The 24,782-nt window shown below is 65.2% G+C and carries 23 protein-coding genes; 13 read left to right on the top strand and 10 right to left on the bottom strand.

The genetic code is table 11. From position 1 onward, the window contains the following. Positions 1–33: 33 nt before the first annotated feature. Entirely contained in the window at positions 34–753 is a 720-nt protein-coding gene (locus tag HAP48_RS42090) for a DnaJ domain-containing protein (RefSeq protein ID WP_166205620.1), read from the top strand. 340 nt (positions 754–1,093) lie between these two features. Here HAP48_RS42090 and HAP48_RS42085 read toward each other — a convergent pair whose 3' ends face one another. Continuing rightward, entirely contained in the window at positions 1,094–2,881 is a 1,788-nt protein-coding gene (locus HAP48_RS42085) for a D-alanyl-D-alanine carboxypeptidase (protein WP_166205619.1), read from the bottom strand. A gap of 423 nt (positions 2,882–3,304) precedes the next feature. On the opposite strand from HAP48_RS42085, the gene HAP48_RS42080 reads away from it, so the two are divergent. Next, positions 3,305–3,643, top strand: coding sequence for a phasin family protein (locus tag HAP48_RS42080; protein WP_029083285.1), 339 nt, complete (start codon positions 3,305–3,307; stop codon positions 3,641–3,643). Between the two features lie 74 nt (positions 3,644–3,717). On the opposite strand, the gene HAP48_RS42075 is transcribed toward HAP48_RS42080, so the two are convergent. Beyond that, positions 3,718–5,604, bottom strand: coding sequence for a TadE/TadG family type IV pilus assembly protein (locus HAP48_RS42075; RefSeq protein WP_166205618.1), 1,887 nt, complete (start codon positions 5,602–5,604; stop codon positions 3,718–3,720). Positions 5,605–6,102: 498 nt separating this feature from the next. Between HAP48_RS42075 and clpS the strand changes: the two genes are divergently transcribed. Together clpS and clpA are read left to right on the top strand one after the other, a co-directional pair. Continuing rightward, entirely contained in the window at positions 6,103–6,435 is a 333-nt protein-coding gene (gene clpS / locus HAP48_RS42070) for an ATP-dependent Clp protease adapter ClpS (RefSeq protein WP_029083287.1), read from the top strand. Between the two features lie 258 nt (positions 6,436–6,693). Beyond that, complete coding sequence (clpA, locus tag HAP48_RS42065; RefSeq protein ID WP_166205617.1) at positions 6,694–9,102, top strand: ATP-dependent Clp protease ATP-binding subunit ClpA; 2,409 nt, start codon at positions 6,694–6,696, stop codon at positions 9,100–9,102. 100 nt (positions 9,103–9,202) lie between these two features. Here clpA and HAP48_RS42060 read toward each other — a convergent pair whose 3' ends face one another. The 3 genes from HAP48_RS42060 to HAP48_RS42050 all read right to left on the bottom strand — a co-directional run bounded on the left by HAP48_RS42060 (position 9,203) and on the right by HAP48_RS42050 (position 12,209). Beyond that, complete coding sequence (locus HAP48_RS42060) at positions 9,203–10,624, bottom strand: MFS transporter (protein WP_166205616.1); 1,422 nt, start codon at positions 10,622–10,624, stop codon at positions 9,203–9,205. A gap of 123 nt (positions 10,625–10,747) precedes the next feature. Next, on the bottom strand, positions 10,748–11,101 hold the full coding sequence (locus HAP48_RS42055) for a PilZ domain-containing protein (RefSeq protein ID WP_166205615.1): 354 nt from the start codon (positions 11,099–11,101) through the stop codon (positions 10,748–10,750). A gap of 151 nt (positions 11,102–11,252) precedes the next feature. After that, positions 11,253–12,209, bottom strand: a complete 957-nt coding sequence (locus HAP48_RS42050; RefSeq protein WP_166205614.1) for an AraC-like ligand-binding domain-containing protein — start codon at positions 12,207–12,209, stop codon at positions 11,253–11,255. A gap of 208 nt (positions 12,210–12,417) precedes the next feature. On the opposite strand from HAP48_RS42050, the gene HAP48_RS42045 reads away from it, so the two are divergent. Together HAP48_RS42045 and HAP48_RS42040 are read left to right on the top strand one after the other, a co-directional pair. Then, the gene (locus HAP48_RS42045) at positions 12,418–13,428 is read left to right on the top strand and encodes a carbon-nitrogen hydrolase family protein (RefSeq protein WP_166205613.1); all 1,011 of its coding nucleotides are present in this window, start codon (positions 12,418–12,420) and stop codon (positions 13,426–13,428) included. 32 nt (positions 13,429–13,460) lie between these two features. Then, complete coding sequence (locus HAP48_RS42040; protein ID WP_166205612.1) at positions 13,461–14,516, top strand: phenylacetaldoxime dehydratase family protein; 1,056 nt, start codon at positions 13,461–13,463, stop codon at positions 14,514–14,516. A gap of 351 nt (positions 14,517–14,867) precedes the next feature. Here HAP48_RS42040 and HAP48_RS42035 read toward each other — a convergent pair whose 3' ends face one another. Beyond that, complete coding sequence (locus HAP48_RS42035; RefSeq protein ID WP_166205611.1) at positions 14,868–15,797, bottom strand: glycine/sarcosine/betaine reductase selenoprotein B family protein; 930 nt, start codon at positions 15,795–15,797, stop codon at positions 14,868–14,870. Between the two features lie 121 nt (positions 15,798–15,918). Between HAP48_RS42035 and HAP48_RS42030 the strand changes: the two genes are divergently transcribed. The 5 genes from HAP48_RS42030 to tsaA all read left to right on the top strand — a co-directional run bounded on the left by HAP48_RS42030 (position 15,919) and on the right by tsaA (position 19,803). After that, a complete protein-coding gene (locus HAP48_RS42030) occupies positions 15,919–16,965 on the top strand; it encodes a lytic transglycosylase domain-containing protein (protein ID WP_166205610.1) in 1,047 nt (348 codons plus the stop codon). Between the two features lie 208 nt (positions 16,966–17,173). Further along, positions 17,174–17,926, top strand: coding sequence for an AzlC family ABC transporter permease (locus tag HAP48_RS42025; RefSeq protein WP_166205609.1), 753 nt, complete (start codon positions 17,174–17,176; stop codon positions 17,924–17,926). Beyond that, positions 17,923–18,267 (top strand): AzlD domain-containing protein, encoded by a 345-nt coding sequence (locus tag HAP48_RS42020; RefSeq protein WP_166205608.1) that lies wholly within the window; start codon positions 17,923–17,925, stop codon positions 18,265–18,267. The genes HAP48_RS42025 and HAP48_RS42020 overlap by 4 nt, the downstream gene beginning before the upstream one ends. A 60-nt stretch (positions 18,268–18,327) precedes the next feature. Then, positions 18,328–19,308, top strand: coding sequence for a Bug family tripartite tricarboxylate transporter substrate binding protein (locus HAP48_RS42015; RefSeq protein WP_166205607.1), 981 nt, complete (start codon positions 18,328–18,330; stop codon positions 19,306–19,308). 3 nt (positions 19,309–19,311) lie between these two features. Beyond that, positions 19,312–19,803 carry a tRNA (N6-threonylcarbamoyladenosine(37)-N6)-methyltransferase TrmO gene (tsaA, locus tag HAP48_RS42010; protein WP_166205606.1) on the top strand — a complete coding sequence of 164 codons (492 nt, stop codon included), beginning with the start codon at positions 19,312–19,314 and terminating at the stop codon, positions 19,801–19,803. A 163-nt stretch (positions 19,804–19,966) separates the two neighbouring features. On the opposite strand, the gene HAP48_RS42005 is transcribed toward tsaA, so the two are convergent. From HAP48_RS42005 to HAP48_RS41990, 4 genes are all read right to left on the bottom strand, one after another. Further along, positions 19,967–20,392 carry an HIT domain-containing protein gene (locus HAP48_RS42005; protein WP_166205605.1) on the bottom strand — a complete coding sequence of 142 codons (426 nt, stop codon included), beginning with the start codon at positions 20,390–20,392 and terminating at the stop codon, positions 19,967–19,969. A gap of 53 nt (positions 20,393–20,445) precedes the next feature. Next, positions 20,446–21,696, bottom strand: coding sequence for a GNAT family N-acetyltransferase (locus HAP48_RS42000; RefSeq protein ID WP_166205604.1), 1,251 nt, complete (start codon positions 21,694–21,696; stop codon positions 20,446–20,448). A gap of 178 nt (positions 21,697–21,874) precedes the next feature. Next, positions 21,875–22,627 (bottom strand): glycerophosphodiester phosphodiesterase, encoded by a 753-nt coding sequence (locus tag HAP48_RS41995; protein WP_166205603.1) that lies wholly within the window; start codon positions 22,625–22,627, stop codon positions 21,875–21,877. Between the two features lie 3 nt (positions 22,628–22,630). Further along, positions 22,631–23,098 (bottom strand): RidA family protein, encoded by a 468-nt coding sequence (locus HAP48_RS41990; protein ID WP_166205602.1) that lies wholly within the window; start codon positions 23,096–23,098, stop codon positions 22,631–22,633. 254 nt (positions 23,099–23,352) lie between these two features. On the opposite strand from HAP48_RS41990, the gene HAP48_RS41985 reads away from it, so the two are divergent. Next, positions 23,353–24,219 (top strand): cell envelope integrity EipB family protein, encoded by an 867-nt coding sequence (locus HAP48_RS41985; RefSeq protein ID WP_175612264.1) that lies wholly within the window; start codon positions 23,353–23,355, stop codon positions 24,217–24,219. Positions 24,220–24,366: 147 nt separating this feature from the next. Then, positions 24,367–24,768 carry a RidA family protein gene (locus HAP48_RS41980; RefSeq protein ID WP_166205601.1) on the top strand — a complete coding sequence of 134 codons (402 nt, stop codon included), beginning with the start codon at positions 24,367–24,369 and terminating at the stop codon, positions 24,766–24,768. The last annotated feature ends 14 nt before the right edge of the window (positions 24,769–24,782 follow it).

Below are 24,782 nucleotides of genomic sequence, written 5' to 3'. Positions count from 1 at the left end.
GCTTTTTGTCGCCGGGCCGCCTATATTCTGCGCATGCCAACCCTGATCGCCGGCGTCGTCGCAATTGTCGTCCTGTATTCCGCGCTGCAGATGTTTCGTGCGGCCAATCCCGCCGTGCTCGCGCGCGCGATCAAGATCGGTGGCGGGGTACTCGCGCTCGCCGTTGCGGCCTTTACCGGCGTGCGGGGCGAATTGGCGGTGGCCATTCCGCTCGGCATCTTCGGCGCCGGACTGCTCGGCTGGTCGCCGTTCGGCAACACCGGCTTTCCCAATTTCGGCGGCATGTTCGGCGGGTCGCGCAGCGCGGGGCAGAGCTCGCGGGTGCGCTCGCAATATCTCGACATGAGCCTCGATCACGGCAGCGGCGTGCTCAGCGGCCAGATCGTGGCCGGACCGCAGGCCGGCCGCATGCTCGACGAGTTCGACCTGTCGCAGCTCCTGGCGATGGTCCCGAGCTTCGACGCCGAGAGCGTCGCGCTACTTGAAAGCTATCTGGACCGCCGCTTTCCCGCCTGGCGTCAGGACGCGCAGGGCGACCGGGCAGGGCGGCAGGGCCGTGCGGCGGCGAGCGGCAAAATGACCGAGGAGGAGGCCTATCAGATCCTTGGCCTGCAGCCGGGCGCGTCGCGCGACGACATCAGCCGGGCTCACCGCACCCTGATGAAGAAACTCCATCCCGACCAGGGGGGCTCGACGTACCTCGCGGCCCGTGTGAACGAGGCCAAGGATACTCTGCTTCGCACGCATCTCTAACTCCGGCTACGCGAACAACGCCACAGCCGAGAGCTGCCTTCCGTCTCTGATCGATGCCCCGTCTGGCCCGCCGCTGTCCGGCGTGACCGATGTTCTTTCGGGAAAACTTAACCGTAAAAGCTTGACGAGAAGTTTCATGATCGCGCCGCGCGCTGACGGCCCGGTTTTTCTTGCGGCGGCATGCAAAGCAAAAGGCCGGCGCTGTTGGCGCCGGCCCTTTGAGATCAGCAGTCAGAAGCGTTTTCGAGCGAAGTGGACACCGGTTCGCGTGAAGAAAACGCGTCAAAACAAAGAAGCGAGAGTTTCGGTTCTGATTCAATCACCGAAACTCCGGCGTCGATCAGTTGCGAACGGTGATGCAGGAAATCTCGGCGCGCTTCAGCGTCTTGCAAGCGGCTTCGGCCTGGTCACGCTCGAGACCGGCAAAGCGGGCCCGGTAGAGCTTGCGATTGTCCTTGGCGACGACCTCGGTGAACGGATCCGCCTTGCTGAGCAGGCCGCGGGCCGAGCTGCGTGCGAGGTCGATACGCCTGTTGGCCTCGCCTTCGGTCTCCAGCGCACCGACCTGGATGATCCAGCCGGTGTGTGCGGCGCTCGGCTTGGCGGCGCTGGTCTGCGGCGCGGCCTGCAGGCTGCGGGTGGGCTCGATCGACGCCACGGCCTGCGGCGCCGGCGGGGCGGGCGTACGCACGGCCGAAGCCGGCAGCACGCCGAGGATGCCGTTGCCGGTGCCGAAATTGGCCGGCTGCGGCGGCATCTCGGGCCTCGAGGTCTCGGCGGCGCGCGCCATCATCGCATTGGAGGTCTCGGGTATCTCGCCGCGCGACGGGATCGTGCTGGTGATCGGGGGCGCGGCCTGCGCCGGGCCGGCGGCGGCGAGCTTGATCTGGCCGGCCTTGACCTGGACGGTCTTCACCTTGACCGGCTTCATCGGTTCAGCCGAGCCCGGGATCGCGGCGATCGGCTGGGTCTGGATCACGCCTGAGGTCAGCGGCGCCGGCTCGGGCTTGGCCTGCGGCTCCGGCTTGGCCGGGGGCGGCGGCAGGGCGGCAGCGGCCGCTGCCATCAGGGAGGGCTTGGCCGGGCGCGGCGCCGGCATCGGGGCAGGCGCGGCGGGCTCCGCCGCGGCGACCGGCGCGGTCTCCGCCGACGCGCGTGCATCGTCCGCATCGGCGACCTCGACATTGGCGTCGGCCGGATTGCGTTCGGTGATCGCGGCGGCCGTGCGGGTGGTCGCACCCTTGCCGATGTTCTCGGCCAGCAGGTTGCGCATGATGGCGTCGCGGGAACCGCCGCTGCGGCCGCCGAGCACCACGCCGACCAGGAACCGATTGCCGCGGTGGATCGAGGTCACGAGGTTGAAGCCGGAGGCGCGGGTGTAGCCGGTCTTGATGCCGTCGACGCCCTCAACGCTGCCGAGCAGACGATTGTGACCGGTGATGGTGTGGCCGCGGAAATTGAAAGCCGTCGTCGAGAAGTAGCGATAGTAGCGCGGGAAGCGGTCCTGGATGGCGCGGCCGAGCGTCGACTGATCGCGCGCGGTGGTGTTCTGCTCGTCGTTCGGCAGGCCCGAGGCGTTGCGATAAGTGGTCCGGCTCATGCCGAGCGCGCGCGCCTTGCGGGTCATCATGCGGGCGAAGTCTTCTTCGCTGCCGCCGATCGCCTCGGCGATCACGACCGCGGCGTCATTGGCGGAACGGGTGACCAGGCCCTTGATGGCGTCTTCGACCTTGATGGTCTGGCCGGGCCGCAGGCCGAGCTTGGTCGGGTCCTGTTCGGAGGCGTGCTCCGACACCGGCATCTCGGTGTCGAGCTTCATCTTTCCGGAATCGAGGCGCTCGAACAGCAGATAGAGCGTCATGATCTTGGTGAGCGAGGCGGGGTGGCGCAGGCCGTCGGGACTGTTTGATGTCAGCACCGAGCCGGTGTTGCCGTCGACAATGATCGTCGCGAATTGCGGGCTGTAGCTTTCGCGCGCAGGCTCGCTGTTGTGGTGGCGGGCGTAGTGGCGCCGGTGCCGGCGCGCCTCCGCGCTATCACTGGTGATCAGGATCGCCGTCGTGACGGTAACGAGCCCAAGAACGCCAACTCGCAGCGCCCGCGAGGAGGCCAAGGTTGTTCGAAGCATCTACTTCCCCGTCCCAATTTCTATCTAGATCACTGGCTCGTGAGGCGAAATTGTGCCCGGCGGCCATCGATCCTTGCCTGCGCAACCAACCACTTCGGGCAGAACCCATTCGCCGCGGTGGCCGCTCAGGTCGCTCTTCTAGCTAAGGTATTGTTCACAAACAGCTTTCGGGGCCGTCTGTTGGAAGGCGAACAAGAGCCCGGGAATCAGGTTAGGCGGACCGAGTTTCCAAAAGATTAAGCAACCGTTGCGCAGTCGCCCGGGGTTTAGCGCAAATGCCGAAGATTCGGGCTGTGTGATTGTGCGTTGCACAATATTTGTTGACTTTATTGTGCGATGCGGTATTCTGATCAAGTCAGGGGGCCGGGAGCTTCCCGGCATGGGAATTTGCGCGTTCAAGTCTGGGAAAAGGACATTCTATCCATGGTCAAGATCGAAGACATTCAGAGCTACGGCAAAGAGCATATGGAGTCGGTTACCGCCTCCGCGAACAACCTGCAGAGCGGCGTCCAGGCCATTGCTACCGCCTATGGCGACTATGCCAAGAAGTCCTTTGAGGACACCAAATCGTTCGTCGAGAAGCTGTCGGGCGTGAAGTCGCTGGACAAGGCGCTCGAGGCGCAGACCGAGTACCTGCGCTCGTCCTACGAGACCTTCGTCGCGGAATCGCAGAAGATCGCCGGCCTGTACAGCGACTGCGCCAAGCAGACCTTCAAGCCCTATGAGGGCCTGGTCTCCAAGTTCACGCCGGCTGCTCAGTAAGCCTCGCTGATCGAGACAAACGAAAAGCCCGGCCGTTGCGGCCGGGCTTTTTTTGTTGTGCCTGAAGCGGGCGGTTACTTCGCCAGCCGCAGCTTGCTCAGCGCCGTTCCGATCGAGTTGAACGCCGTGACGATCTGGGTGGAGCTGGTCAGCATGTAGAATTTGTCGGCGCTGCTCGCACAGTTCTGCAAGACGGTCGAGGTCGGATCGGCGGGCGTGCCGGTGTTCACCTGGATTGTGTAGATGGTGTACATCGGCCGGCCGCCGCTATCCGTCGCGGCCTTCAGATTCTGGCACATCAGCGCCTGCCTTGCGTCGATCGGATTGCCTGATGCCTGCGAGCTGCCGTCGCCGTAGTCGGGCCAGCGGTCCTCGGTGTTCAGACCGTCGGACAAGAGAATGATGACCCGGTTATAGGTTGTGTTGGAGTCTTCCGCCGGTGCGTTCAACGGACCGCCCACCAGCAGGGACTGCCAGGCCCAGGCCAGTCCGACCGCCTGGTTGGTGCCGCCGGTCGGCTGCATCGCGTTGACCGCATTCTTGAGCGTGGTCCAGTTATAGCTCAGCGGGATGATCGGCTCGAGCGGCGTCGAAACGCTGGTGTTGCAGTAGTACGTGCTGTTCTCATAGTACTCGTTGGCCGGGAACAGCGTGGTGACGTCGGACGACGCCGGCAGCACGCCGGTCGCATCGTTCGGCTGGGTACGGTCGGTGACGCAGCCCGTCCAGTTGCCGATCGGATTGGTGGACGCCTGCCGCCAGTCGTTCTGCACGGTGGGTGTCTGAGTGGTTGCGGTCCATTTGTTGTTGGTCCATCCGACAACAGCGCTGACGCGGGGCTGGCCCGGATTGTCGGTCGTGTCGTTGGGGCCCGGCTGCGTCCAGTTGTGGGTATAGATATAGCCGGTGCACGACTTGACGCCGCCGCTGGTCGCGCAACTGCAGCCGGAGACGGCGTTGCCGGTGGAGTCCGTCGGGCAGGCGCATAACGACGACCCGGTGCAGAATACCTGCGCGGTGGTGCCGACCTGTGTGCTCACCCAGCAGCCATTGTAGCGCGTGTGCGAGTTGGCATCGACGCTCGGGCAGATGTAGCCGGAATAGGTCCCGCTCGAGGGGATGTAGTTCGTGGTCGACGTGCTGGTCGGATTCCTCACGCAGCTGAAGCCGCCGCTGCTGGTGGTCCAGGGGCAGCGCGCACCCGGTCCGACCGCATGCCAGTTCATCGGCAGACTTGCCTGCATGGTGCCGTTGGCGGGCTGCGTGGTCGGCGGATTGAGCCAGTCGGTCCAGTCGATCCAGCTCTGGCCGGAATTGCCGGTGCCGACATTGACGACCTTGGCGAACGGAATGACGGAGATGTAGACGTCGCCGTTGCTCTTGCTCAGCGCGCTGAGCTGGTCGATCAGTCCGCCGGTTGCGGCCACCGCGTTGCGCAGCGCGGTAATCTTGCCGTCCTGGGCCATCGATCCGGTGTTGTCGAGGGCGAGCGCGACGCGCATCTTGACGTTGCCCCAGGTGGTGGTCGTCGAGCTGCTGAAATTCATGGTCGGGAAGCCGGCAAGCTGCATGAAGTCAGACTTGATGAAGCCGGATCCGCTCAGCAGGATGGTCGCCGCCGTGCTGGCGGTCGGGGTGGTATAGGTGGCCGAGACGGCAATGCCCTGGCCGTCCTTGTTGGTATAAAGGCCAGTGAAATAAGTCGTGGCCTTGCTCGGGATCTGGGCGGCCGTGATGCTGCCCATGGTCAGATCCTTGGACAGCATCAGTGCGGTGGAATCGAGCGCCGCCTGCATCGAGGAGCGGGCGTTGTTGGCGCGGGTGTAGTCGATCGCGGCACCCACGAAGGCGAACAGCGGCAGGATTGCGAGGGTGAAGATCACCGCGACATTGCCGTCGGTTGCCCTGGAAAACCGGCCGGCAGCCGAGCGGAAGCGATTGGAAATGGCTGAACCAAGCATGGCGCTCTCGTCAAAATGGATTGCTGGGCCATCTCTACGTGCGCGGCTAAACAGATGGTGAATCGGGCTGGGGAAACCCGCAGCCGGCCCTGCGGAAGGCTCTAAATCGGGGCAAAAGCGCTCGCTATCCTCAATGGCGTCTAAATTGGACGCCCTGATCCTTTGTCAAATCGGGCAGAAATGATTAACCTTCCAAGGGTTGCCGCGCCGGGAATCGGACCGGTGGGTCGCCGGGGTTCTGCGCTTGCGGCAGGGCGTCGCGAGGCCCATATTCGGGAAGTCGATCCGGCCGCCGGATCGAACCGGGAGCGGCAATCTGGAAAGCATTGCTGGGGGTTCCGCGATCAGTCTTGCGGCCATCGCGACCACCTTCCAATCGCCAACCGGTTTCCCCTGGGGAATTCGAACGCCTGAGCCATGTTGCGACTTACGTCTACAGCCCTGATCTCCGAGCCGGTTTCGTCCATGCCGGTGGTACCGGCCGCGCCGGCGCCGACAATGAGCAATGACGACAACCGCAACGGCGCGGGCACCGGCCCGTCGACCTCGGTCATCACCAAGGTCAAGCCGAAGACCAAGCGCCCGAACCTGTATCGTGTCCTGATCCTGAACGACGACTACACTCCGATGGAGTTCGTCGTTCACGTGCTGGAACGATTCTTCAACAAGGACGCCGAGGCGGCGACCAAGATCATGCTGCATGTTCACCATCACGGGATCGGTGAGTGCGGCGTGTTTACCTATGAGATCGCCGAGACCAAGGTGACGCAGGTCATGGACTTCGCGCGCAAGCATCAGCATCCACTGCAATGTGTGATGGAAAAGAAGTAGTTCGCTGGAACGATTGACCCGCCGCGGGCCGCGGAACGGGTCTTGCATCGCGTTTTATGACGCAACCGCGCGTCCCGTATGATCACGGGCGTGGACCGCATGCGACGTTCCGGTGCCTGCAATTTAGAGGAAAACCATCGTGTTGGGGCCGGTCTTTCGCCACGATCCGTCGTAACTATATCAACGGCGATCACGAAGGTTGTTATTGCCTGACCCGGTAATGGCGATCATGATGGCCGGGGGCCATAGAGGACGCGAATGCCTACTTTTTCTCAAAGCCTTGAACAATCCTTGCATCGTGCATTGGCGATCGCGAACGAGCGTCACCATCAATACGCGACGCTCGAACATCTGCTGCTGTCGCTGATCGATGACTCGGATGCGGCGGCGGTGATGCGGGCCTGCAGCGTCGATCTCGACAAGCTCAGGACCAGCCTCGTCAATTATCTCGAGACCGAATTCGAGAACCTGGTGACCGACGGCGCCGACGATGCGAAGCCGACGGCCGGGTTCCAGCGCGTGATCCAGCGCGCGGTGATTCACGTCCAGTCGTCCGGTCGCGAGGAAGTGACCGGCGCCAATGTCCTGATCGCGATCTTCGCCGAGCGCGAGAGCCACGCTGCGTATTTCCTGCAGGAGCAGGACATGACGCGCTACGACGCCGTCAACTACATCAGCCACGGCATCGCCAAGCGGCCCGGCGTCTCCGAGGCGCGGCCGGTGCGCGGCGTCGACGAGGAAACCGAGACCAAGGGCAACGAGGACGCCAAGAAGAAGGGCGAGGCGCTCGATACCTATTGCGTCAACCTCAACAAGAAGGCGCGCGACGGCAAGATCGATCCGGTGATCGGCCGCAATGCCGAAATCAACCGTGCGATCCAGGTGCTGTGCCGCCGCCAGAAGAACAACCCGCTGTTCGTCGGCGAAGCCGGCGTCGGCAAGACCGCGATCGCCGAAGGCCTCGCCAAGCGCATCGTCGACAGCGATGTGCCGGAAGTGCTGGCGGCCGCGACCGTGTTCTCGCTCGACATGGGCACGCTGCTGGCGGGCACCCGCTACCGCGGCGATTTCGAGGAGCGGCTCAAGCAGGTCCTGAAGGAGCTGGAGGCGCACCCGAACGCCATCCTGTTCATCGACGAGATCCACACCGTGATCGGCGCCGGCGCCACCTCCGGCGGCGCGATGGACGCGTCCAATCTGCTCAAGCCGGCGCTGGCCTCGGGCACGATCCGCTGCATGGGCTCGACCACCTACAAGGAATACCGTCAGCACTTCGAGAAGGACCGCGCGCTGGTGCGGCGCTTCCAGAAGATCGACGTCAACGAGCCGACGGTGGAAGACGCGATCGCGATCCTCAAGGGCCTGAAACCCTATTTCGAGGATTACCATCGGCTGAAATACACCAATGAGGCGATCGAGGCGGCCGTCCAGCTGTCCTCGCGCTACATCCACGACCGCAAGCTGCCCGACAAGGCGATCGACGTGATCGACGAGTCAGGTGCGGCGCAGATGCTGGTCGCCGAGAGCAAGCGCAAGAAGACGATCGGCATCAAGGAGATCGAGACCACGATCGCGACCATGGCGCGGATCCCGCCGAAGAGCGTGTCGAAGGACGATGCCGAGGTGCTGAAGCATCTCGAGCAGACGCTGAAGCGCACGGTGTTCGGTCAGGACAAGGCGATCGAGGCGCTGGCTGCGTCGATCAAGCTGTCGCGGGCCGGCCTGCGCGAGCCGGAAAAGCCGATCGGCTCGTATCTGTTCTCGGGCCCCACCGGCGTCGGCAAGACCGAGGTCGCAAAGCAGCTGGCAGCCTCGCTTGGCGTCGAACTGTTGCGCTTCGACATGTCCGAATACATGGAGCGGCATACCGTGTCGCGCCTGATCGGCGCGCCTCCCGGCTATGTTGGCTTCGACCAGGGCGGCCTGCTCACCGATGGCGTGGACCAGCATCCGCATTGCGTGGTGCTGCTCGACGAAATCGAGAAGGCGCATCCGGATCTGTACAATGTGCTGCTGCAGATCATGGATCATGGCCGGCTCACCGACCACAATGGCAAGCAGGTCAACTTCCGCAACGTGATCCTGATCATGACCACGAATGCGGGCGCGGCCGACCTCGCACGGCAGGCCTTCGGCTTCACCCGCTCGAAGCGGGAAGGCGACGATCATGAGGCGATCAACCGCCAGTTCGCGCCGGAGTTCCGCAACCGGCTGGATGCGATCGTCTCCTTCGCGCACCTCAATGCCGACGTGATCGGCATGGTGGTCGAGAAGTTCGTGTTGCAGCTCGAGGCGCAACTCGCCGACCGCGACGTCACGATCGAGCTGTCCGAGCCCGCCAAGGCCTGGTTGATCGAGCACGGCTATGACGAGCAGATGGGCGCGCGTCCGATGGCGCGCATCATCCAGGAGCACATCAAGAAGCCGCTCGCGGATGAGGTGCTGTTCGGCCAGCTCAAGGGCGGCGGACACGTCCGCGTCATCCTGGTCAAGGACGAGGCGACCGACAAGGACAAGATCGGCTTCGAATATGTCGAGGGCCCGGTCACGCCGAAGCCGGAGAAGCTGCCGCCGCGCAAGCGCAAGCCGCCGAAGGGCGGTCCCAACAACGGCGGCGGAGGCGGCACCAAGGGGCCGGCCTCGAAGGGGCCGATGGTCAAGGCCTGAGGCGCGAGCCGAGCAATCCAATGAAAAGGCCGGCTGAATAGCCGGCCTTTTTGTTTGGCGACGATTGGCGCATGACGCGATCAACGTATCGTGTGCCGCATCACTCGCCCTTCAAACGCTGGCCCTCATGGACCCGCACCTGATCGGCACCGCGGCTGCCGACGGATGACAGCCGTAGCGTGCTGAGCAGGGCGCCGACCAGCGCAAAGCCGACGCCGACCATCAGCGAGATCCGTGTGCCGTCGGCCGGAAAGCGCGCCAGCAGCAGCGCCACCAGCGCGGCGCCGATGGTCTGTCCGAGCAGGCGTGCGGTGCCGAGCATGCCGCTGGCGCCGCCCGAGCGCTCGCGTGGCGCGGCGGCGATCATGGTGCGGTTGTTCGGGGTCTGGAACAGGCCGAAGCCGACACCCGCAAGCGCCATGCGCCAGATCACGTCGATCGGTGCCGCGTTGGCCGGCATGAATGCCAGCGTGCCCAATCCCAATGCGAACAGCAGCAAGCCGATGCCGCCGAGCAGGCCGGCCGGATAGCGCTCGACCAGCCAGCCGGCGAGCGGCGCGGCGAAGGCGACCGCGATCGGCCAGGGCGTGATCAGGAGGCCGATCTGCACCGCGGAATATCCGAAATGGTTCTCGAGATAGAAAGGCATCGCGACAAAGGCCAGCATCTGGCCGCAGAACGAGGCGATCGAGGTGCCGATCGACAGCGCGAAGATCGGGATCCGCAGCAAGTCGACCGGCAGCAGCGGCGAGGGCAGATGCTGCTGCCGCCGGTACAGCAAATGCGAGGCGACCGCAGCTATGGCGAACTCCAGGGCGCAGAGATACAGCGCCTCGCCATGGCCGGCGCTGTCGATCGCTGAGATGCCAAATCCGAACGCGATGGCGCTCATCGCAGCGCTTTGCCAGTCGAAGGCGTGCACGGCGGGAAGGGTATGCGGCAGATAGCGCCAGCCCAGTGCCAGCGTGATAACGCCGAGCGGGACGTTGATGGCGAACAGATACGGCCAAGTCCCGACCGCCAGGATGAACGAGGCGATGGTCGGACCGACCGCGGCCGAGATGGCGACGACGAGCGCGTTGACGCCGATGCCGCGGCCGAGCAGCGAATGCGGATAGATGAAGCGGACCAGCGCGGTGTTGACGCTGAGGATTCCGGCGGCGCCAAATCCCTGCAGGATGCGGGCGACCGTCAGCAGCGGCAGCGTGTGCGACAGCGCGCAGAACAGCGACGCCAGTGCGAACAACAACAGTCCTGCCAGATAGACCCGGCGATAGCCGATGATCTCGCCGAGCGAGGCCAGCGGCAGCAGCGAGATCGTGATCGCCAACTGGTAGCCGTTGACGATCCAGATCGAGAATGCGGGGCTGGCGTCGAGATCCCGGGCGATGGTCGGCAGCGCCACGTTGGCGATCGAGCCGTCGACGACGGCCATCACGAGGCCGAGCGCGATCGTGAGAATGGCCCAATTGCGCTGCGGCTGCGGCAGCCCGTCGGGATGCTCAAGGATCGCGGACGACATGTCGTGAAGTTGCTTTCGGTTCCAGCATCGGCGGGCTTACCGGATGCTGGATTAGCCTGACCTTTGCAACCCCCGAAATGACAGACGCCGGCCGCGATCGAAATGAGGCCGGCGAGCCGCGCTTTAGCCCTGACCGAGCAACTCCTTGATGCGACGCTGCAGCTGCCGCTTCTTGATCTCGCTGCGGCGGACCCGCTCGTCGAGATCGCTGACCGGCGTGTCCGAGGTCATGATCCGGAACGCGAGGCCGACCTTGTTGGCCTGGCGCCAGATCAGGCGTGCCAGGAACGAGCGGCCCTTGCGCGCGATGTTGAGGTTCATCTCCTCGGGGAGGCGCGCGGCGTCGCCAAATTCGACGCAGGCGCCGCCTTCGCTGATGTTGCGGACGACGCAATCCATCGTCGAGCCGCGCTCATTGATCTCGGCAACCGCACCGTAAAACACCTTGTCGCGTGGGCTCTGGCGCCGGTCCTGCATGGGAAATACTCCAAATGAACGGCAGGACTGTACCGGCCCGGACCTGCGAAAAGAAGGGCGCGGCGGGAACCGGTTGCAGTTAGCGTAAATTGTTAGCACCCGTGAGGGTGCGGATTCCCGGCTATTTTGCGCCGCAAACCGCCATCTGACGCTAATTCGGCAGCCGGCTGTGCCGCCAATCGCGCGGCGACAGGCCGTAATGGTCGCGGAACACGCGGCCGAAATGCGAGAGATCGTTAAAGCCCCAGGCGAAGGCGATCTCGCCGATGTGGCGATGGGCATGCGCCGGCGAGGCTAGGTCGCGCTTGCAGCGCTCCAGCCGCTGCGCCAGCACGAAGCGCTGGAACGAGGTGTCCTCGTCGGCGAGCAGGCTGTTGACGTAGCGCGGCGAGATGCCGAGCGCGGCGGCGGTCTCGGTGAGGCCGAGATCGGGGTTTTGCAGGTGCGCGAGCACATGCGCCTTCAGCCGGTAAAGCAGCGCGGAGCGGTGGGTCGAGGCGGGCAGCGCCGCGCCGCCGAGCCGTTCGCTCATCGCCATCGCGAGCAGGTCGGCGGCCTGATCGGCGAGGCGGATCGCGCTATCAGGATCGAGCTTGTCGGCGACGTCGGAGAGGCCCGAGATAAACTGCCAGGCCAGCCGCTGCACCGGACGATCCGATGAGAACGTGGTCGCCGTGAGACCCTGCGTGCCGGCGAAGCGCCGGTGCAGCATCTCGCGCGGCACCTGGAAGATGGTTTGCGTGAAGTCGTCGTCGAAGCGCAATTCGTAGGGCCGGGTGGTGTCGTAGAAGGCGAACTCGCCGGGCTGGATCACGGTCTCGCGGCCGTCCTGCAGCACGGCGCCACAGCCGCGCTGGCCGAGCGCGACGAGGACAAAGTCCTCGCTGGCGCGCGCGATCCGCGACGGCGTGCGCAGCACGCGCTGCTGGCCTGACGAGACGACGGAGCATTTCGCCGCGCCGAGTTGCGCGCTGGTGATGGCGCCGTGGAAGGCGCTGCCGAGATCGGACTTGCAGTCGAGCTGCACGAACACGTCGCAGACGATGTCCCGCCAGAGCGCGAGGCGCCGATGCGTGGGCGCGTTGTCCGTGGTGAACAGGGCCGGCATGATTTCCTCCCTTCACGAGTGCAAACGCTGGCCACTCCAACAAAGCAAGCTTCGTACCGGGCACGGCTGGGGGAATCGCCTCCGCAGTCGATTTTTCCTTCCGTCCTGGTCGAACGGCGTTTCCGGTCCCGGGGCAGCATGATGTCAGAGGCTGATAGGGCCGATCAAGTACGAACCGGCCGGAGTGGCCGGCCGCGAGGAGGACATCATGGGTATCGAACATCCGAAATATCGCGTTGCGGTGGTGCAGGCAGCGCCGGCCTGGCTCGACCTCGACGCCTCAATTGCGAAGAGCATCGCGCTGATCGAGGAGGCCGCCGCCAAAGGGGCGAAGCTGATCGCGTTCCCCGAGGCCTTCATCCCCGGCTATCCCTGGTATATCTGGCTGGACTCGCCGGCCTGGGCGATCGGGCGCGGGTTTGTGCAGCGCTATTTCGACAATTCGCTGAGCTACGACAGCCCGCAGGCCGAGAAGCTGCGGCTCGCGGTGAAGAAGGCGGGCATGACCGCAGTGCTCGGCCTGTCCGAGCGCGACGGCGGCAGCCTCTATCTCGCACAATGGTTGATCGGGCCCGACGGCGAGACCATCGCCAAGCGGCGCAAGCTGCGGCCGACCCATGCCGAGCGCACCGTCTATGGCGAGGGCGACGGCAGCGACCTTGCGGTGCATGACCGCCCCGGCATCGGCCGGCTCGGCGCGCTGTGCTGCTGGGAGCACCTGCAGCCGCTGTCGAAATACGCGATGTACGCCCAGAACGAGCAGGTGCATGTCGCGGCCTGGCCGAGCTTCTCGCTGTACGATCCGTTCGCGCCGGCGCTCGGCTGGGAGGTCAACAACGCGGCCTCGCGCGTCTATGCGGTCGAAGGCTCGTGCTTCGTGCTGGCGCCCTGCGCCACGGTCTCGCAGGCGATGATCGACGAGATGTGCGACCGCGAGGACAAGCACGGGCTGCTGCACGTCGGCGGTGGACACGCGGCGATCTACGGGCCGGACGGCAGCTCGATCGCCGAGAAGCTGCCGCCCGATCAGGAAGGCCTGCTGCTCGCCGATATCGACCTCGGCGCGATCGGGATCGCCAAGAACGCCGCCGATCCGGCCGGGCATTATTCGCGGCCCGACGTCACGCGTCTCTTGCTGAACAAGAAGCCCTCCAAGCGGGTCGAGCATTTCGCGCTGCCGCTCGACAGTCTCGAGGAGATCGACGCGGCCGCGAGCTGAAGCATCGGGAAATCCAACCGGAGGCGACTGCCATGGAATCCGCGATTCCCTCACATCTGCAGACTGAGCGGTCCCGTCATCGTCGCGTGCCCGACGACTACGCGCCGCCTTATCCATCGTTCGTCGCGCGCCACAAGCCCGCGGTCAAAAGTGTCATCATGGCCTATTTCGGCGTGCAGGTTCGCGGCGAGCCGACCGCAGCAGTGGCCGAGGCGCTGGCGCAAATCGCAAAACGCTTTGCCGGGGAGAACGGCCCGACCCATTGGGACCGTGCGCAATATGTCGATCAGGCCGGTTTCACCAATGTCGTCTCGGTCGCCTATTGGGACGATGCCGGGCGTTTCGATGCCTGGTTCGATGGCGCGCGCGAGGCCTGGACTGGCAGCGCCGCGGCGGGTAGCGGCGTCGGCCGCTTCATCGAGGTGCTGCGGCCACATGTTGCGCGCTACGAGACGCTGTTCTCGTCGCTCGGCCGCCCGGAGGGCGTTGCGGTTCTGGCCGACGGCATGAGCGGCGAGGTGCAGGAGCATGCGTATTGGGGCGGCATGCGCGACCGCATCCCTCTGTCGCAGACCGACGCGATGTCGCCGCACGGCGAGCCGCGCATCATCCGCGACGGCGCGCGGATCCGCGTGGTCGCGCATGACAATCTCTGCCTGATCCGCTCCGGGCAGGACTGGAGCGACACCGAGGCGTCGGAACGCAAGATGTATCTCGACGATGTCGAGCCGGTGCTGCGCGAGGGCATGGATTTCCTGCGCGACGAGGGCGTGCCGATCGGCTGCTACGCCAACCGCTATATGCGCGTGGTCGATGCGGAGGGGCGGCCGACCGAAAAGTCCTACGGCCAGAGCTGGTGGAAGTCGCTGGCGGCGCTGGAGCGCTGGGCGGAATCGCATCCGACCCATGTCAGGATCTTCGGCGCGGCGATGAAGTATCTGTCGACCTTGGGACCGAACGCGAAACTCAGATTGTATCACGAGGTCACCGTCGCCGCCGCCGACGAGCAGTTCTTCGAATATCTCGGCTGCCACGAACGAACCGGCATGCTGGGCGCGGTGCAGGTGGTGGCAGCACCAGCGGCCTGACCCGGGGCCTCCTGGTCAGAGCAGGGGCCGCATCGAAGCTCCATCAGCCAGCCGTCGCAGGGGCACTGCCAAAATATCGAAAACAACCCCATGCAAAGTAGCCTGCGGTTGCCGGCGCTCGACACACAGCAACTTGACTCGTCGGGCAACTCAGCGGTAGCCTTCCATTATTCAGAAATCTGCAGACGCTCTCAGCTTGCTCGGTGTCATCACCCGCGTAGGCGGGTGATCCAGTATTGCAGAGACGTCTGTGCTTGAGCCGAGAGGCTGCGGCGTACTGGATCGCCCGGTCGAGCCGGGCGATGACACCGTGAGTTGGGCAAGTGACAGCGGGTAACGCTCAGCTTTACGCTACGCAACGCGGAGGCCCTTCGCGATCTCCTTCTGCGCGTCGAACTCGCGGCGCAGGCGGGCCAGCTCCTCGGCGCTCAGCGCGTCGGCGTTGCTGTAGTCCCGTTTCCAGGACGCATCGTCGCTCCAGCGCAGCGGCGACTGCACGGTGGTCTGCGGGCCGGGAGCGGTCTCCAGCACGCGCAGCGCCAACTCCAGCGTGAACGCCTGCGAGGCCTCGTCATGCGGCTTGCCGGCGGAGTTGCCGAGCGGGAAATCCGAGAACAGGAAGCGCGGCACCGCGGCGTGCTCGACGATATCCTTGGCGCAGCCCATCACGACGGTGGGAATGCCGTTCGCCTCGAGGTGCCGCGCGACCAGGCTGACGGTCTGGTGGCAGACCGGGCAGTTCGGCACCAGCACCGCGACGTCGACATTGTCGTCACGGCAGCGCTTGAGGATTTCGGGCGCGTCGGTCTCGATGGTGACGCGATGGCTGCGGTTGGTCGGGGCGCCGAAGAAGCGCGGGGCGACGTCGCCGATCTTGCCGGCCGCGGCGAGGCGCTTGAGTTGCGCCAGCGGGAACCAGGTGCTGCTGTCGGTCGCGGTGGTGTGGGTGCGGTCATAGGCGATGTGCGAAATCCGCAAATCCTGTAGCTGCGACGTGTCGCCGTCATAGACCGAATAGAATTTTGCCCCGCCATTGTATTTCGCGCCAGGACCCTGGTCGCCCCTGATGGGATCGAACGGCGCCGCCGTCGTGATGATGGCGACGCGGGACTGGCTCAGCGGTTTGTTCAAGGGCTGGAACGGGGCGGAGGTGTAATGGGCCCAGCGGTAGGGGGTGGTGTAGCCGATTGCCGCGTAATAATCGCGGGTTCGCTTCATGTAGCCGATCGGGGCGTCGTCGTCGGGGGCAAAGCCTGTTTGATCGTCGGAGGCTGCGGCCATTTTGCGCTCCCTTTTGCGCGCCATCATTTCAGTCCATAGCTAGACCACGAGCCTGCGGTGTCAAGCCGCGTTGCGCGGGAACAGATTTGCGATGCGAACGGGTCTTTGCGCCGCATTGGTCATGCTTCTGACGCTGCTGTTGCCGGTCGGCGCCGGCGCGGAGGATGCGCCTGCCGCAGCCCAGGCGACGCCGCCAGGCCCCGAACAGCCCGCACCGCCGCCTGCGGACAAGCCGGCCACGCCTGCCGAGACTCCCGCGGCTGCGCCAGCGGAGCAGCCTGCGGGGACGCAGGCCGACAAACCTGCGGCACCTCCAGCGGACGCGCCCGCGGCCGCGGCCGACAAGCCGGCAGACGACGCGCGCGAGAGCGACACCCGCGAGGCGATGTGCCTGATGATCGAGTCGGCGGCGCGGGCGAACGATTTGCCGCTCGAATTCTTCGCCCGCGTGATCTGGCAGGAGAGCCGTTTCCAGGCCGACGCGGTCGGGCCCGTCACCCGCAACGGCCAGCGCGCGCAGGGCATCGCGCAGTTCATGCCGGGCACCGCCAACGAGCGCGGACTGCTCGATCCGCTCGATCCGGTGCAGGCGCTGCCGAAGTCGGCCGAATTCCTGAGCGAGCTGCGCAACCAGTTCGGCAATCTCGGCCTCGCGGCGGCCGCCTACAATGCCGGCCCGCGCCGCGTGCAGGACTGGCTCGCCGGCTCCGGTTACATGCCGCAGGAGACGCGCAACTATGTCTCCGCGATCACCGGTACCAGCGTCGACGACTGGGCTGCCGCCGGCCGCAGCGGCAAGATGCCACAGCGTGCGCCGACCACGAGCTGCCGTCAGCTGATGGCGCTGTTGAAGCGCGCGCCCAATCCGTTCGTGGCCGGGCTCGAGCAGCACGTCACGCTGTCGGCGGCCAAGCTGTGGGGCGTGCAGCTCGCCGCCGGCTTCAGCCGCGACAAGGCGCTCGCGATGTATGCCCGCGCCCTCAAGCGGCTGTCGAGCGTGATCGGCGACCAGGATCCCAGCCTGCTCTCCTCGCGGCTGCGCACCCGCGGCAGCGCCACCTTCTACCAGGTGCGGATCGGCGCCGACACGCGCCCCGAGGCCGACGGCCTGTGCAGCCGCATCCGCAAGGCGGGCGGCGCGTGCTTTGTGCTGAAGAACCGGGCGTGAGGGAAGGCTCAAAACTCATCGCGTCATTGCGAGCGAAGCGAAGCAATCCATGCCTCAGCGAAACGGATGGATGGATTGCTTCGTCGCTTCGCTCCTCGCAATGACGGTTGGGGCAGGGCTACTGCATAGCAGCGCTGTGCCGTCATTTGCTTGACCCGTTGAGCATCGCGCCCTAAGCCGCCGCGATTGCAAATCCATCCGGTTCCCCGTGGCGCTTCCTCCGCTCGATTCTCCGCAATGGCAGACCTCGTTCCGCGCCTTCCTGTGGGGCGCGCGGTCGATCGGCGCCACCGTGCTGACCCTGGTGCTGTTTGCGACCTATCTCGGCATCGGCGCGCTGGCGCATGATTCCGGCTTCTCGCTGGGCTGGACCCTGGCGAGCACGGCGTTCGTCTGGGCGGGGCCCGCGCAGATCATCGTGATCACGACGCTCGGCTCCGGTGCCACCGTGCTGCAGTCGGCTGTTGCGGTCACCGTCAGCGCGATCAGGCTGTTCCCGATGGTGGTGTCGGTGTTGCCGATGATGCGCACCGAACAGACCAAACGGCGGCATCTGATCCTGGTGGCGCATCTGACGGCGGTGACGCTGTGGGTCGAGTGCTTCCGCTTCCTGCCGCAGGTGCCGCGTATCAGACGGATCGCCTTTATCCACGGGCTCGGCTGCGGCCTCGTCACCGTCTGCCTGATCGCCAACACGATCGGCTACACGCTCGCCGCCAACCTCACGCCGCTATTGGCCGCCGGCATGCTGATGCTGACGCCGCTCGCCTTCCTGTTCTCGACTGCGCGCAACTGCCGCGAGCTCGCCGACGTCGTCGCACTGGTGCTCGGGCTGTTGCTGTTCCCGCTGGCGGCCATGCTGAACAGCGGTGTCGACATCCTGGTCAGCGGCGTCGTCGCGGGCACCATTGCCTATGGCGTGCACCGGGCAAGGGCAGGCAGCGTGAGGGCGCGCGCATGACGGGCTTCATCGGCGACTGGCACGCGCTGGCGATCCTGTTCGTCGCCGGCGTCATCCCCAACCAGATCTGGCGCATGCTCGGCCTGTGGTTCGGCGGCGGCATCGACGAGAATTCCGAGCTCCTGGTCTGGGTGAGGGCGGTCGCCACCGCGATCCTCGCCGGTATCATCGCGCAGATCGTGGTGCAGCCGCCGGGCGCGCTGGCCAGCGTGCCGGACTGGCTGCGCTACGGCGCCGTCGCAGCAGGCTTCGTGGTGTTTATGCTCACACGGAAATCGATCTTCGCCGGCGTGATCGCCGGTGAAATCGTCATGCTCTCGGGCAAATACTGGCTCGGCTGATTGCGGCGAGCGCATTATCCGCTACTCTCGTGCCCCAAGAACAACAACGGGGGAAACGGCATGCAGCGGCGCGCACCATCGGCATTCATCGTTGCTCTGGCCGCGTTACTGACGGTGGCGCTGCCGGCACGCGCTGCCGACTATCCGACGCGTCCGATCAAGCTCGTGGTGCCCTATGCCGCGGGCGGACCGACCGACGTGCTCGGCCGCATCGTCGGCGAGTATCTGGGGCGCGATCTCAAGCAGGTGGTCGTGGTCGAGAACAAGGCCGGCGCGCAGGGCGCGATCGGCGCCGAGGCCGTCGCGCGCTCCGATCCCGACGGCTACACGTTGTTCGTGACGGCGGCCTCGATCTTCGTGCTCAACCCGCTGCTCTACAAAAAGCTGCCCTATGATCCGACCAGGGATTTTCGCCTGCTGTCCGTCATCACGGATGCGCCGATGATCATGGAGGTGCATCCCTCGGTGCCCGCCACAACGATTGCCGAGTTCGTCGCCTACGCGAAGAAGAATCCCGGAAAACTCAATTTCGGATCGGCCGGCACCGGCGGCACCGTTCATCTCGCCGGCGAGATGTTCAAGCAGATGGCCGGCGTCGAGATGACCCATGTACCCTACAAGGGCGCCGGGCCGGCGCTGACCGACCTCTTGTCAGGCAACATCCAGCTGATGTTCGATACGCTCGGCACCGCGCTGCCGCCGGTCAGGTCCGGCATGCTGCGCGCGCTTGGCGTCAGTTCGACGGAGCGCATCGCCGATCTGCCCGATCTGCCGACGATCGCCGAGAGCGGCTATCCCGATTATGCGGTCAGCGTCTGGTATGGTATCGCAGCGCCGTCGAAAGTGCCTGACGACGTCGCCGACAAGATCAAGGCCAGCCTCGACCGGGCCTTGAACGACGAGGCGTTTCGCGCTTCGCTGGTCAAGATCGGTTTTCCGCCGCTGCGGCCGAAGAGCCAGGCCGAGATCGACAAATACGTAGGTGCCGATCGGGCGCGGTGGGCGGGCGTGGTCAAGACGCTGAACATATCGTTGGACTGACACATGGTACGTGAAATGGAATTGCGCCAGGGCGAGGTCGCCGTCGACATTCCGGCGGCGCGCGATGCCGGCCTCGTCTTCATCGGCCGCATCCGCACGCCCTGGACCTCGCGGCTGGCGACGCCGCGACAGGGGCGGCATGACGGCCCGGTGTGCCGGCTCGAGATCTTCGAGCCCTGGGTCGCCGCGATCAAGGGCGTCGATTTCTATTCGAACCTCGAAGTGCTGTACTGGCTGCACCAGTCGCGCCGCGACATCGTGCTGCAAAGCCCGAAGAACAACGGCAACACCCGCGGCACCTTCTCGCTGCGCTCGCCGGTGCGGCCGAATCCGATCGGCACCTCGATCGTCAAGCTGGTCGGCGTCGAGGGCAACGTCATCCTGGTGCGCGGCCTCGACTGCCTCGACGAGACACCGCTGATCGACGTCAAGCCCGACCGCTGCGAGTTCACCCCGCTGGCTTCGCCGCAGGCTGGGGATTTCGAGACGGAGTAACTCGTCATTCCGGGGCGTCGCGCAGCGACGAGCCCGGAATCCATCGGGCCGCAAGCGCGGTCGCTCGTCAGTTCAAGATTTGCGGAAGAATGGATTCCGGGCTCGCGCCAAGTGGCGCGCCCTCAGATGCGCAATTGCGCATCGGGGAATGACGCCGGTGGCGTCACTTCAACGCCGCGATCAGCTTCGCCGCATTCGCCTCCAGCACCTTGCCGTCTTCCTTATGGCTCGCGGGCGGCAGCAGCGCGACGCCGTCCTTGCGCGGCATCACGTGCATGTGCAGATGGAAGACCACCTGGCCGCCGGCGGGCTCGTTGAACTGCTGCACCGTGATGCCGTCGGCCTCGAACGCCTTCATCGCAGCGGCGGCGATCTTGTGGCCGGCGCGCGCGACATGGGCGTAGTCATCAGCCTTGATGTCGAGGATGTTGCGGGCAGCGGCCTTCGGGATCACCAGCGTGTGGCCGGGCGAGCGCGGCATGATGTCGAGGAAGGCAAGCACGTGCCCGTTTTCATAGACCTTGTAGCAGGGGAATTCGCCGCGCAGGATTTTTGCGAACGGATTGTTGTTGTCATAGGCGGCGGGCATGGCGGCGGCTCCCTGGATTTTGTGGGTTTAATGTCTCGGTCGCGATCCAAACGTCAAGCGTCGTCGTCGACGGTCTTCCGGAACGGGCCGGCCTCGGCCAGCTCGCGTCCGACTTCGGCGACATAGTCGCGCTCGCGTTTGAGGTAATCGGCAATCGCTTTGCGCAGACCGGGATCGGCGATGTAGTGCGCTGAATGGGTGGTCTGCGGCAGGTAGCCGCGCGCCAGCTTGTGCTCGCCCTGCGCGCCGGCCTCGACCACCTTGAGCCCGCGCTGAATCGCGAAGTCGATCGCCTGGTAATAGCAGACCTCGAAATGCAGGAAAGGATGATGCTCGACCGCGCCCCAGTTGCGGCCGAACAACGTATCCGAGCCGATGAAGTTGATGGCGCCCGCGATCCAGCGTCCGTTGCGCTTGGCCATCACAAGCAGCACGTCCCGGCTCATGCTCTCGCCGATCAGCGAGAAGAACTTTCGCGTCAGATAAGGCCGGCCCCATTTGCGCGAGCCGGTCTCCATGTAGAATTCGAAAAACGCATCCCAGGCGTCCTCGGTGATGTCAGCGCCGGTCAGCCAGTGGATCGTGATCCCGGCGGCGACCGCCTCGCGGCGTTCGCGCTTGATCCCCTTGCGGTGGCGCGAGTTCAGCGAGCCGAGGAAATCGTCGAAGGTCTTGTAACCCTCATTGTGCCAGTGGAACTGCTGGTCGGTCCGCTGCAGGAAGCCGTGCGCGCCGAGGAATTTTGCCTCGTCCTCGCGGGCAAACGTCACGTGCACGGAGGAGGCTTCGGTAGCGTTGCAGAGCGCCCTTAAGCCCCGCGCCAGCGCCGAGCTGATCGCCTCGCGGTCGACGCCGTCGCGGATCAGAAGCCGCGGCCCGGTCGCGGGCGTGAAGGGGACGGAGACCTGCAGCTTCGGGTAATAGCTGCCGCCGGCACGGTGATAGGCCTCGGCCCAGCCGCGGTCGAACACGTATTCGCCCTGCGAGTGCGATTTCAGATAGCAGGGCACGACACCGACGATCCGGCCATCGAGCTTGGCCACCAGATGCCGGGGGCCCCAGCCGGTCCGCGGGCAGGCCGAATTGGAGGCTTCGGCGGCCGCGAAAAAGGCGTGAGAAACGAACGGGTTATAGCCCGAACTTGCGATCGCTTGGCAATCGCCTCCAGAGCCGGGCGAGGCCAGCGTGTCGAGGTTATGGATGCTGTCCGCATCCGGCTTCGGATTGGCGCAGGCGTCCCATTCGGCGGCCGGAATGCCGCCGATGTCAGCTACAGCTTCTAGGGTGATTTCAGAAGACGCCATCGAGAATGAAGACCGGTGCCTCGTTCGAGCATGACCTTTCCGGAACAGCTGGCTCCACTTCCGGATCATGCTCCGCATTCCGCCATCGCCGATGACGACCAACGCTTGACCAACGCCTTACCAGCCCTTGCCAAGATCGTGCATCGCAGCGACGACTTCAAGGCTGCAAGGGGACATGTCAGGTTCCCGGTGTAAACCCCTCGAAAATGATCTGGTCGGCGTAGCGCGCGGCGCGTTCGCGCTGTTCCGCGGTCCGCACAGTCCAGGCCAGCAGCGGGCAGCCGAACACCTTGCGGGCGATCCAGGGCGCCGGCGCCGGCAGCTGGTTGACCCAGAAGGCAACGAAATGCGGCTCGGTTTTGAAGCCGTGGCGCAGATAGAGCATGCTGTCGCGCTGCGCCGGCGTCAGCTTGGTCCAGGAACTGTCGTCATAGGTGCGCTGGGCGGTGATGCCGCGCGGCAGGCCCGGCATGATCTCGCGCAGCGCCAGCACCTGGTCGGGGTCGAACGACATGCCGACAACAGGGCCGGAATAGGACGACAGCACCTCGGCCATCCGAGCTACCAGCTTGCGGTCGCCGTCGAAATGGCTCTTCACCTCGACCACCAGCGGGACGCGGCCGGCGACCAGCGCGCAGAGATCGCCGAGTGTCATCATCTGCTCGGAGGTATTCTTGAACTTGATCGCCTTCAGCTCGGCTGCGGTCATGCTCACCAGCAGGCCCGAGCCCTCGGTGAGGCGACCGAGCGCATCGTCGTGATGCACCATCGCCTCGCCGTCGGCGGTGAGCTGGATATCGCACTCGATGGCAAAATTGCCCGCGACCGCGGCGGTGGCCGCGGCCGGCATGTTCTCGATGATGCCGCGTGCGGCATCGTGCAGGCCGCGATGGGCGACCGGCCGCTTTGTCAGCCAATCAGGGGCGCGCATCGCTCAGGAGACTTCGAACACGCCTTCGACTTCGACGGCGGCATCCGCCGGCAGGGAGGCGACGCCGACGGTGGTGCGGGCGTGACGGCCCTTGTCGCCGAACGCTGCAACCATCAGATCGGAGGCGCCGTTGAGGACCTTCGGTCCGTCGAAGAAGTCCGGCGCCGAGTTGATGAAGCCGCCCAGCCGCACCACGCGCACGACCTTGTCCAGGTCGCCGAGCGCGGCCTTGATCTGGGCCAGCAAATTGATCGCGCAGCCGCGCGCCGCCTCGGTGCCTTGCTCGATCGTGACGCCGGCGCCGAGCTTGCCCTTGGCGATCAGCTTGCCTTCGGCGTTGAAGCAGACCTGGCCCGAGACGAACAACAGGTTTCCGCTGCGGACGAAGGGGACATAGTTCGCGACCGGGGAGGTCGGCTCGGGAAGTGTGATGCCCTGTGACGTCAGTTTCTGTTCGACGGTACCCGCCATTTTTGATCCCCCAATTGGATTGCATGTAGCCTGAAACGCGGTCAGGGCCCGGTTTGTTTCGCGCATCGTGCCGCCGGTTGCAAGCGACGGTACGGCAGCAATAGCGTTGCTGTCAGGTGTGGAATGGCACGATAAGCGGCCGAAAATGGCGGCATTTTCGCCGCGCACATTGCCATTTTGTAAAATTTGCCCCAGTTGCGGCGCAATACCACCGTCACTATTGTGGCGAATCCCTGCCTCCCTGAGGAGAAATCATGATCCTGCCGTTTCGGAAGCCGTCGCGTGCCCTGGTGCTGTCGATTGCCGTTGCCGCAGGGTCCGGTCTGGTTCAGGGGCCGGCTGCCGCTGCGGCCAGCGGGCCGTTTCTCGCGCATCAGGCGTTGTACGATCTGAGCCTGGTGAAATCGCGCGGCTCCAATTCAGTCAGCGATGCGCGCGGGCGCATCCTCTACAATTTCTCCGGCAACTCCTGCGAGGGCTACACCTCCGAATTCCGCCAGGTCTCGGAGCTCGACAGCGGCGAGGGCAAGGTGACGCTCTCTGATCTCCGCTCCTCCTCCTGGGAGGACGCGGCGGGCAAAAGCTACCGCTTCAAGATCGACACGCGGATGAACGACAGCGAACCGGCGCCGGTGGACGGCATGGCCGAGCGGGTGGGCGATCATATCACCGTGAAGCTGACCCAGCCGGTCAAGAAGACGTTCAATATCGACGGCAAGGTCGTGTTCCCGACCGAGCAGATCCAGCACATCATCGTCGCCGCCCGCGACGGCAAATCGGTGCTCGAACAGACGGTCTATGACGGCTCCGACAATGGCGAGAAGGTCTACAACACGCTGACCGTGATCGGCCGGCCGATCACGGGCGACCGCGCGCCGTCCTCGCCCGATCCGTCGACGGCGAGCGATGCGATGAAAACGATGACGCGCTGGCCGGTGACGGTGAGCTATTACGACAGCGACGCACGGGCCAAGGACGGCGAGCAGACCCCGGTCTACGCGATGTCGTTCGAGCTCTACGAGAACGGCGTCTCCCGCGCGCTGGTGCTGGATTACAACGATTTCGTCATCTCGGGCGCGCTGGACAAGTTCGACGTCAGGGATTCCAAGCCCTGCAAGTGATGGCTGGCTATCGCCACCCACTCGGCGCCGTCCCGGCTTTCGCCGGGACGACAGCGGAGCAAGCCTGCAGTCGTCGCGAGACCGCTCTGGCCGGAACCGTCCGACGCGAGTACGCTTCCCAAAACACAGGTGTCAGGGAGGCACATGATGAGCAAGCGCGAGCATCTTCGGCCCAGCGGCCTTCATCACAATCCGGCCTACTCCCATGTCGTCGTCGCCTCGGGTGCGCGCACGATCTACATTTCGGGACAGGTGTCGGTCGACGAGGAGGGACGGGTGGTCGGCGCCGGCGATCTCGCCGCGCAGACGACGCAGGTGATGCAAAATCTCGGCATGGCGCTGAAGGCCGCCGGAGCCAGCTACGGCAACATCGTCAAGATCACGACCTACGTGGTCGGCTACAAACCGGAGCTGCGCCCGATCATCGGCAAGGCGCGCTCGGCGTTCTTCGAGGGCATGGAGCCGCCGGCCTCTACGCTGGTCGGCGTCAGCGCGCTGGCGGCGCCGGAATGGCTGATCGAGATCGAGGCTGTTGCGGTCGCGGATTGATACCGATCGTCATG

The sequence above is a fragment of the Bradyrhizobium septentrionale genome (assembly GCF_011516645.4).
Lineage (GTDB): Bacteria > Pseudomonadota > Alphaproteobacteria > Rhizobiales > Xanthobacteraceae > Bradyrhizobium > Bradyrhizobium septentrionale.
Note: the sequence above shows the minus strand (reverse complement) of the source record. Positions and strands in the feature narration are given on the sequence as shown.